6 protein-coding genes are annotated in these 7,986 nt (G+C 56.2%); 1 reads left to right on the top strand and 5 read right to left on the bottom strand.

Features of this window, described 5'->3' with window-relative positions:
- Positions 1–123 precede the first annotated feature (123 nt).
- From G461_RS0112840 to G461_RS0112825, 4 genes are all read right to left on the bottom strand, one after another.
- Positions 124–1,617, bottom strand: a complete 1,494-nt coding sequence (locus G461_RS0112840) for a sensor histidine kinase (protein WP_026972151.1) — start codon at positions 1,615–1,617, stop codon at positions 124–126.
- Positions 1,604–2,302, bottom strand: coding sequence for a response regulator transcription factor (locus G461_RS0112835; protein ID WP_026958682.1), 699 nt, complete (start codon positions 2,300–2,302; stop codon positions 1,604–1,606). Before G461_RS0112835 ends, G461_RS0112840 begins: the two co-directional genes overlap by 14 nt.
- 129 nt (positions 2,303–2,431) lie before the next feature.
- Positions 2,432–3,124, bottom strand: a complete 693-nt coding sequence (locus tag G461_RS0112830; RefSeq protein ID WP_026972150.1) for a spondin domain-containing protein — start codon at positions 3,122–3,124, stop codon at positions 2,432–2,434.
- 9 nt (positions 3,125–3,133) lie between these two features.
- The gene (locus G461_RS0112825; protein WP_026958681.1) at positions 3,134–3,826 is read right to left on the bottom strand and encodes a spondin domain-containing protein; all 693 of its coding nucleotides are present in this window, start codon (positions 3,824–3,826) and stop codon (positions 3,134–3,136) included.
- A 289-nt stretch (positions 3,827–4,115) separates the two neighbouring features.
- Here G461_RS0112825 and G461_RS24215 point away from each other — a divergent pair, with 289 nt between their 5' ends.
- Positions 4,116–7,169, top strand: coding sequence for an ExeM/NucH family extracellular endonuclease (locus G461_RS24215; protein WP_051333557.1), 3,054 nt, complete (start codon positions 4,116–4,118; stop codon positions 7,167–7,169).
- Between the two features lie 47 nt (positions 7,170–7,216).
- Here G461_RS24215 and G461_RS26535 read toward each other — a convergent pair whose 3' ends face one another.
- A complete protein-coding gene (locus tag G461_RS26535; RefSeq protein ID WP_051333556.1) occupies positions 7,217–7,747 on the bottom strand; it encodes a type II secretion system protein in 531 nt (176 codons plus the stop codon).
- Positions 7,748–7,986 lie beyond the last annotated feature (239 nt).

Here is a 7,986-nt window from a genome sequence, read left to right as displayed (position 1 = left end):
CTTGGCGGTGCCCATAGTGCGACCTGATAGTAGGGTTTAACGATCAGATCGCAGATGAGCGAATAGGTTCAATTCTATTTAGGCAACAACGCCGCTGTTAGTCATAAACAGGAGGATGCGATTCTACGCAGCTTTCAGCTGAAACACGAACGCACTCCCCTCACCTAAGCGGGAGTGCACGGTGATTTCGCTATGATGCAGCTCTATCACCCGCTTAACGATGGCTAAGCCTAATCCGCCGTGGCTGCGCTGATCGCTGACTTGATTAGCCGCGCGATAATGTGGGTCGAAGATATGCGGCAGATCGCTGGCAGGAATCCCGCTGCCTTGATCCCTTACGCACACCTGTACCTTGTCGCTGTCTGTGCCGCCTGTCACCTCCAGCGTAATCACGCCGCCTTTAAAGCTATGGCGAATGGCGTTCTCTAGCAGGTTAGTAAACACTCGCTCCAAGCGCTGTATATCAGCGTTTACTAGGCGTTGCTGCGGCTCGGCCTTCACCGCCAAGCTCACGCCTGCTTCTTCGGCTTGTAGGGCGAGCTTTTGCACCACATCGAAGGCCAGCTCAGCAACGTTCATCGGCTCTAAATTCAAACTGGTATCGGCTGAGTCGAGATGGGCCAGCTCAAACAACTGTTCCACCAATCGGCTGGTGCGTTCGGCATTGGCCTGCGCTGTGCTGATAAGCTGGCAAGATTGCTGCTCGTCGAGCTGTTGGTGTTTGAGCTGCCAAGTCTCTAAGTAACCTTGCAAGGCGGCTAGTGGGGTTCTTAGGTCATGGGAGACGTAAGAGACTAGCTCGCGGCGCAGTTGGTCGGTGTCTTTCACCTTTTGATACTGCTCCTGCAAGCTGGCGGCCAGTTGATGAAAGGCATCGCCTAGCCCTTGGATCTCATCGCCCGATTCAGGTCGCCAGCGATTCTCGGGTAGCTCTGCCTGCTCTAGCCCCTGGCGTTGGAACTGCTGCATCTCGTCATAGAGCTTGCGCAGGGGCCGGGTGAGAAAGGCAAACACCAGACTTACCAGCAGCAAGCTAAAGCCCAGAATGCCGAGTAGTGCCAGCGAGCTTAATTTGAGGATATGGCTGCCTTGCAAAAGCTGGGCAACGTCATCGTAGATCTCGCCGCCGATAATCACATACAGATAAGCCACCAACTGTTGTTGGCTGTTGCGGATTTCGGCCACCGAGAAGATCTTTTGCTTGGTCAAGGATCGCGGGTCATCGCCCACTATCGGCATCGCCTGATCGCCACTTAGGAAGGTTTGGATTGGGGCTAGGTCTACCTGCTGGCGTTTTATCTTGTCGGCCTTGGCCGAGTAGGTCACCAGATCCCCCTGCGGGCTGAGGATGTAAAACTCAAAGCTGGGACCGAGGATCATCATGGTATGAAAGGCATGGGTAATAGCGGCGTGATTGAGTTCGCCATCGCGGTAGAGGTCGCTCTCTTTTACTAGATAGGCCGCCAAGTCCAGATGCAGCTTCTGCTCCACTTCGTTTTGGTAGTCCATCGAGACCTTGTGACCCAAGCCGAGCAGCAGCCCCCCCACCAGCGTGAAGCAGCCCAATACCGCCAGCACCAGCTTGCTATAAAACGGACGAAACTTAGTGAAGCTCATTAAACTTGTACCCCACGCCCCATACGGTCAGCACCCATTGCGGGTTTGACGGGTCATGCTCAAGCTTGGTGCGCAAACGATTGATATGGGAGTTCACAGTGTGCTCATAGCCGCTATGGCTGTAGCCCCAAACCTGATCGAGCAGTGCCGCCCGGCTAAACACCTGCCCCGGCTTGGATGCCAGATGAAACAGCAGGTCAAACTCAGTGGAGGTGAGCTCGACCGGGTCACTCTCCAAATGCACCTGACGCCGCTCCGGGTCAATCTGCAAGGCACCGAACTGCAAGCTAGGGCTGGCAGCCTCAGGTTGCTTAAGCATCTGAACCCGACGCAGCATCGCCTTTACCCTCGCCTGCAGCTCACGCACGCTAAAAGGCTTAGTCAGGTAGTCATCCGCACCCATCTCTAAACCGACGATGCGATCGGCCTCGGAGTCGCGTGCAGTGAGCATTAAGATAGGTGTGATAGAGCGTTCGGCGCGCAGTTGGCGACACACATCTAGCCCATCCATCAGCGGCAAGGTGAGATCGAGAATGATCAAATCAAAGCTGCTACCACAAGCCAGTTGAAACCCGCGCTGGCCATCGCGGCAGCTTTCAACCTGATACATCTGATCCTGCAGATTCATGGTAATCAGTTGATTGATATCGGCATCATCTTCTATCACCAGTATCCGTTGACTCATCATCCCTCCTAGATGGCTTAACGAAAGCTATACGTCCCCAATTAAACTGAACAGCGGGCACTGATACTGCTGGCCCGTTTTTTTGCTCAGTACAAGCTTCTCAATACAACCTGCTCAATAAAACATAGCTTAGTTGATACGCGTTACGACCACTGAGCCCGCTCGGTTGTTGATTCGATGTTGCGGCAACAGCACCGAGTCCGCATCATCGGCTTGGGATACCACGCCCGGGTGGCGGCTGACCGCATCGGCCACATCGTCGCGCGCGGCGTTGTAGCCCTCGCCTCCATCAGCAGGACCGGGGATACTGCCAGCCGCTTCCGAATTAAATTCGGTGCCCGCATCATAGATGGGTAGGTTTAGCTGCATGCTCTCGCCCACCTCCAGGCCGCTCACATCGATTTGCATCACGCCAGTAAAGGCGTCGTTGGTGTTCACCAGCATGGTGGCTACCGATAACAGCAAGCCCGACTTCAGCTCCGCTTGCAGGCTGAGTTCATTGCTGTTGCCCGGCATCAGCACCATTTCCGTACTGGCAACGGCGTATTGATCGGCCAGCGCTGTCATCAGTTGGCTGTTATCGCCCCCCTCCGCCATCACCTCTAGCGCCACAGAGGCTGGCTGACCAAGTTGCCAGAGCATCGCGCTATCGTTATGTAGCGCGGCGAGTACCGGAGAAAACGGCTGGGCAGCTGTATTGTTATGCACGGTTAGCATGTACTCGGCGGTGGTGACAACAGGGTCATCATCGTCGCCACAGGCGGCTAGCCCGAGCACCGCCGCACCGAGCACGGCGGCTTTGATTGCTGTGAGTTTATTCATCGTCGCCCCCTACTTAACCACAACCACAACTTTGGCGACCGGATTCAGCCAACGGTGTACCCGGCTGTTCACATCACTGATGCCGCCATCGGGGTCAGTATCGCCAACGTTACCGGGGTGAATGTGCACTCGGTCGTTCACTTCCGTTGCAATCACACCGGTAGCATTCTCGCCTCCCATACCACTTGGGTTAGCAGGAATACCCGGTACGCCACTGGCGCCGCCGCCGTTGATGATCTCATCGTTGGCCTCGGTACCGGCATCGTAGCCGTTGAGGTACAAGGTATAAGTGCCCGGGGTTTCTGGAATGCTCCACGAGTCCAGCCCAACAAAGCCATCGTTGGTAGGTAGTAACATTGCAACGATGGTCAGTTGCGTGTTCTCTCCGGTATCCCAATCACTGATCATGGTGCTGCCGTTGGCCATCAACAGGCCTTCAGCCGGATTTGCCACGCTGTAGGCGCCAATGCTATCGGCCAAGGTATTCAGCCCGCTGATATCGCCGCCTTCGGCCATCGCTTGCAACTCGGGAGATGCCGATTCGCCCAGACGGAACAGGTAGCTGTCACTGCTATGCGCAGTCACCAGCAAAGGGGTAAAGGTAATCGCCTGCGTCAGGTTACTAACGGTTACGTCGATGGTGGCTGCGTGAGTAAATCCGGCCACAGCGATCAGCGGTAGTGCGGCGAGTGTGCGTTTCATGGTTCTCTCCTTGAAGGGTGATGGTTTAATCACTCTCAAGGCTAGGTAGCGGATATCCCGACAGGTTCACGAAGTTATCACGTTTTTATCACGACCCGATTTGCTGTTGGGGTATACCAGCTAGCAGCCACATTGTCGGCCCCGCTATCTGGTCATCAAAGCTTCACTCTTTTGTCTTAAAAATCCTTGTTTTCTGTCACTTAGCGCATCCACACTGGATTGCCTCGGCAGTCTATTCACTGCCGTTTTTGCGTTTGCAACACCGCTACTTTCAACAAGGACGTTAACTATGATACTGATCCCCTGGCTATTGGCAGCAAGCGCTGCAAGTAGCCCACTTCACGCCGATGTACTATTTAGCGAGTACGTCGAAGGCAGCAGCTTTAACAAAGCGCTGGAGATTGCCAACTATGGCGACAGCAGCGTAGACCTAAGCGGCTACGAGGTAAGACTGTTCTCCAATGGCGCCAGCAGCGCCACCAATACCCAAGAGCTGAGCGGATCGCTGGCCGCCGGTGAAACCTTGGTACTGGTCAATAATCAAGGCGTGATCGGCAATCACGACAACGCGGTTATCCCCGCCGGTATTGGCAGTGCCTCCAGTGTGGTGAACTTTAACGGCGACGATGCCGTCGGCTTATTTTTCAATGGTGTTTTGGTCGACCGAATCGGTCAGATCGGCGTGCGTCAGGTCTGGACCGGCGGCGGTGGCAGCACCAAAGATATGACGCTGCGCCGCATCACCGGCAGCGATGCAGACAACGACAACGAGTCGGAATTCAACCTGGTAGCGCGCTGGTTTAACTTCGCTCAAAACACCGTCGATGGCCTCGGCTGTATCGGTGTGGATGCCTGCTCTGGCGATGGCTCTGGCGGTGATGGCTCTGGTGATGGCTCTGGTGATGGAAGCGGCGAACCCACCGACCCAGAGCTAGTACTCGGCCTGTGTGGCGAAGACAGCACCCCCATCCACGCGCTACGCGGCCAGCAAGGTGGTAGCTTGTCAAACGCGCAAGCCATGCTAGGCCAGCGCGTTGTAGTCGAAGCGGTTGTGGTTGGCGACTTCCAAGGGGTGGGCGACAACTATCAGCTATCGGGCTTCTTCTTACAGCATGCCGATGCCAACCAAGATAGTGACGATGCTACCTCTGAGGGCGTGTTCGTCTACCACTTCCGCGATGCAGTCAACCTAGGCGAACGCGTGCGTGTATTGGCAACCTTCGACAGCTACAGCGGCGGCTATCAACTGACCAGCGTAGAAGGGCTAAGCGTGTGTGGCGAAGAGCCACTACCGAGCGCCACGCCGATCACTCTGCCGTTAGCGGATACCGATCTGGGGCATTTGGAAGGTATGCGCGTCAGCCTGCCACAAACCCTGCACGCCACCCCACGCTACAACTTCAACCGCTACGGTGAGACGGTGCTGTCCTTGGGTAAACGCTATAAGTCTACCCAGCTTTATCCTGCGGGCACCCCGGAGGCCATCGCAGTGGCTGAGGCCAATATCCTCAACCGCTTGTTGCTAGACGATGGGGTAAGTGCCCAGAACCCACCAGAGATCAGCTACTTCCCTCAGCTATCTGCCGAGCTAAGCCTGCGTGCGGGCAGCGAGGTCAGCGGTGTTGAAGGCGTACTCAACTATGCCTTTGGCGACTACCGTGTCCAGTCCACCTCGCAGCCGAGCTTTATCGACGCCAACCCGCGCAGCACCGAGCCCCAGCTCGTTTATGAAGAGAACGGTCAAGGCACCCTGAAAGTAGCCAGCTTCAACGTGCTCAACTTCTTTACCGGCCTAGATTTGGGCGAAGACCTCTACCGCGGCGCCAATACCGCCGAAGAGTTTGAACGCCAGCGCGCCAAGCTGGTTGCCGCCTTGGTCGCCATGGACGCAGACATCGTCGGCCTGATGGAGATCCAAAACAACGGCTTTAGTGACGACAGCGCCATTGCCAACCTGGTTGATGCGGTGAACGCAGAACTGAGCGAGCAGCAACACTACGCGTTTGTCGCGCCAGCGGCAGGCCGAGTAGGCAACGATGCCATCGCCGTGGGCCTTATCTACCGCCCGGCAGTGGTAGAAACCGCCGGCGAAGCTGAGCTGCTGGAGGCCTACCCCTTCGATGCCGCTACCGCTAAGCACCGGGTACCGCTTATCCAGCGTTTTGAACTGCTAGCCAGCGGCGAGCAGCTTAGCGTTGCCGTTAACCACTTCAAATCGAAAGGCTCCAGCTGTGATGCACTGGGCGACCCGGATATGAACGACGGCCAAGGCAACTGTAACGGCCAGCGAGTGCTAGCAGCGCAAACCCTGAGCGGCTACTTCGATGAGCAAACTCAGGTGCTGCTGATGGGCGATTTCAACGCCTACGCCAAAGAAGACCCGATGTTGGCCTTTGAAGCTGCGGGCTTCACCAACGTGGTACCGCTGTTCGAGCAAGGCAACTACTCCTACTACTTCGACGAAGAAGCTGGCAGCCTCGATCACGCCTTAGCCGACTCAGCCTTGCTAAGCCGGGTAGTAGCCGCCACCGACTGGCATATCAATGCCGACGAGCCACGTGGCCTGGACTACAACACTGAGTACAAGACCGAGCAACAAATCGTCGACTACTACGGCCCGAGCGCCTATCGCGCCTCAGACCACGACCCAGTAGTACTGGCACTGGATATGCGCAGCGCAGGCCGCATCGAGGTAGCGCCCTCGCTGACCATTATCGAAGGCGAAACCGCAGAGCTGGTGTTCCAGCGCAGCGGCGGCGACTTTGGTGAAGTGGTGATCAGCTACCAAATCGTGGCCGACACTGCCGATGAGAGCGATCTGCCACTGCTGTCAGGCGAGCTGGTTTGGAGCGATGGAGACCAAAGCCCTTATACCCTGAGCATTGGCGCTTACAGCGACTCGCTTATCGAAGATCAAGAGCGTGCCGTGCTTGAGCTGAGTGTGGTATCAGGGAGTGCGAAACACGCTGAGCAGGAAGTCGAGCTGCTGATTGAAGACAACACCCCACTGGCGGTGAACTTCCCAGCCACAGAGTTTGTGTTCGACGAAGGTGCTCGCCGCATCCAGATCCCGGTCGAGCTCAATGGCCCAGCCAGCGAGCGCACTCGGGTGTGGGCTCTGATCCTGCCCGGCTCCGCCTCCTGGCGTGACTACCGCGCCGCGCCCATCCAACTACTAAGCTGGCGCGAAGGCGAATCGGGTACCCGTTATCTGAATGCGCGCATCCGCGATGATCGCCGGATAGAAGGTGAGGAAAGCTTCCATGTCTACCTGCTATGGTCGCGCGGCGCCGAGCTGGGCGCGCAAAGCTATGCCGAAGTGATTATTAGCGATAACGACTAGTCCCAAGCTATCACTATTACGCGCCGCTCAAGCCATTAGCGGCGCGTTCAGTTACACCCTTCCCCCAACCATTGCCCACAGGTTGTCACACTGCCATCAAGCGAGTTGTAGTAGATCCCTAAATCGGCCTGACCGCGCCCCGACTCATCGCCACCGGCTCGGTAGATATAGGTGCAGGCGCTGCGACCGGCCCGTCGATAACTCTGGTAATCGGCGCTCGCGTTGTTAATTGCACTGGGCGAATCGTTCATCAGGTAGTTCCACAGCAGGTAACAACCTGCGCCGCCACGGCCGATATTGTCATTACCGCTACCCTTATCGGTACCAATGGGCCAGCCGAAGCTATTCATATCTAGGGTGCCATCGAGGTCTTGGATCCGACCAGGCGCGCCTTCGATTTGCCACTTTAAATGCGCGCTGTCGAGCGCCGCTTCGAAGGCCTCGGCGGTGGCTTGATTGGCATTGATTTGGGCGTCGCGGGAGAACGAAAGAAAACGTGGCAGGGCAAACACGGCAATAACCCCAAGTATCACCACCACCACGGTCAGCTCGACCATGGTAAAGCCCTTACTAGGCATGTATCGCTCAGAGTGAGTGCGAACATTGCGAGCATGGGGTCTGGAGCTCATGTGCCACATTTAAGCTTGCCTGCTCAGATACCACAAAGGTTAAGTTTAGTAATAACTTAGGTGCAGAAGCAATTACTCATATTACTATCAATGCAAACTCTAGATCGTATTGCGTGCCAAAATGCGTTGTTTACCACAAGCCGCGATTGCCTGAGAGCGAACAGCGCATTACCAGATACTTTCTAAAC

The organism is Aliagarivorans marinus DSM 23064 (genome assembly GCF_000429485.1).
GTDB classification, from domain to species: Bacteria; Pseudomonadota; Gammaproteobacteria; order Enterobacterales; family Celerinatantimonadaceae; genus Aliagarivorans; species Aliagarivorans marinus.
Note: the sequence above shows the minus strand (reverse complement) of the source record. Positions and strands in the feature narration are given on the sequence as shown.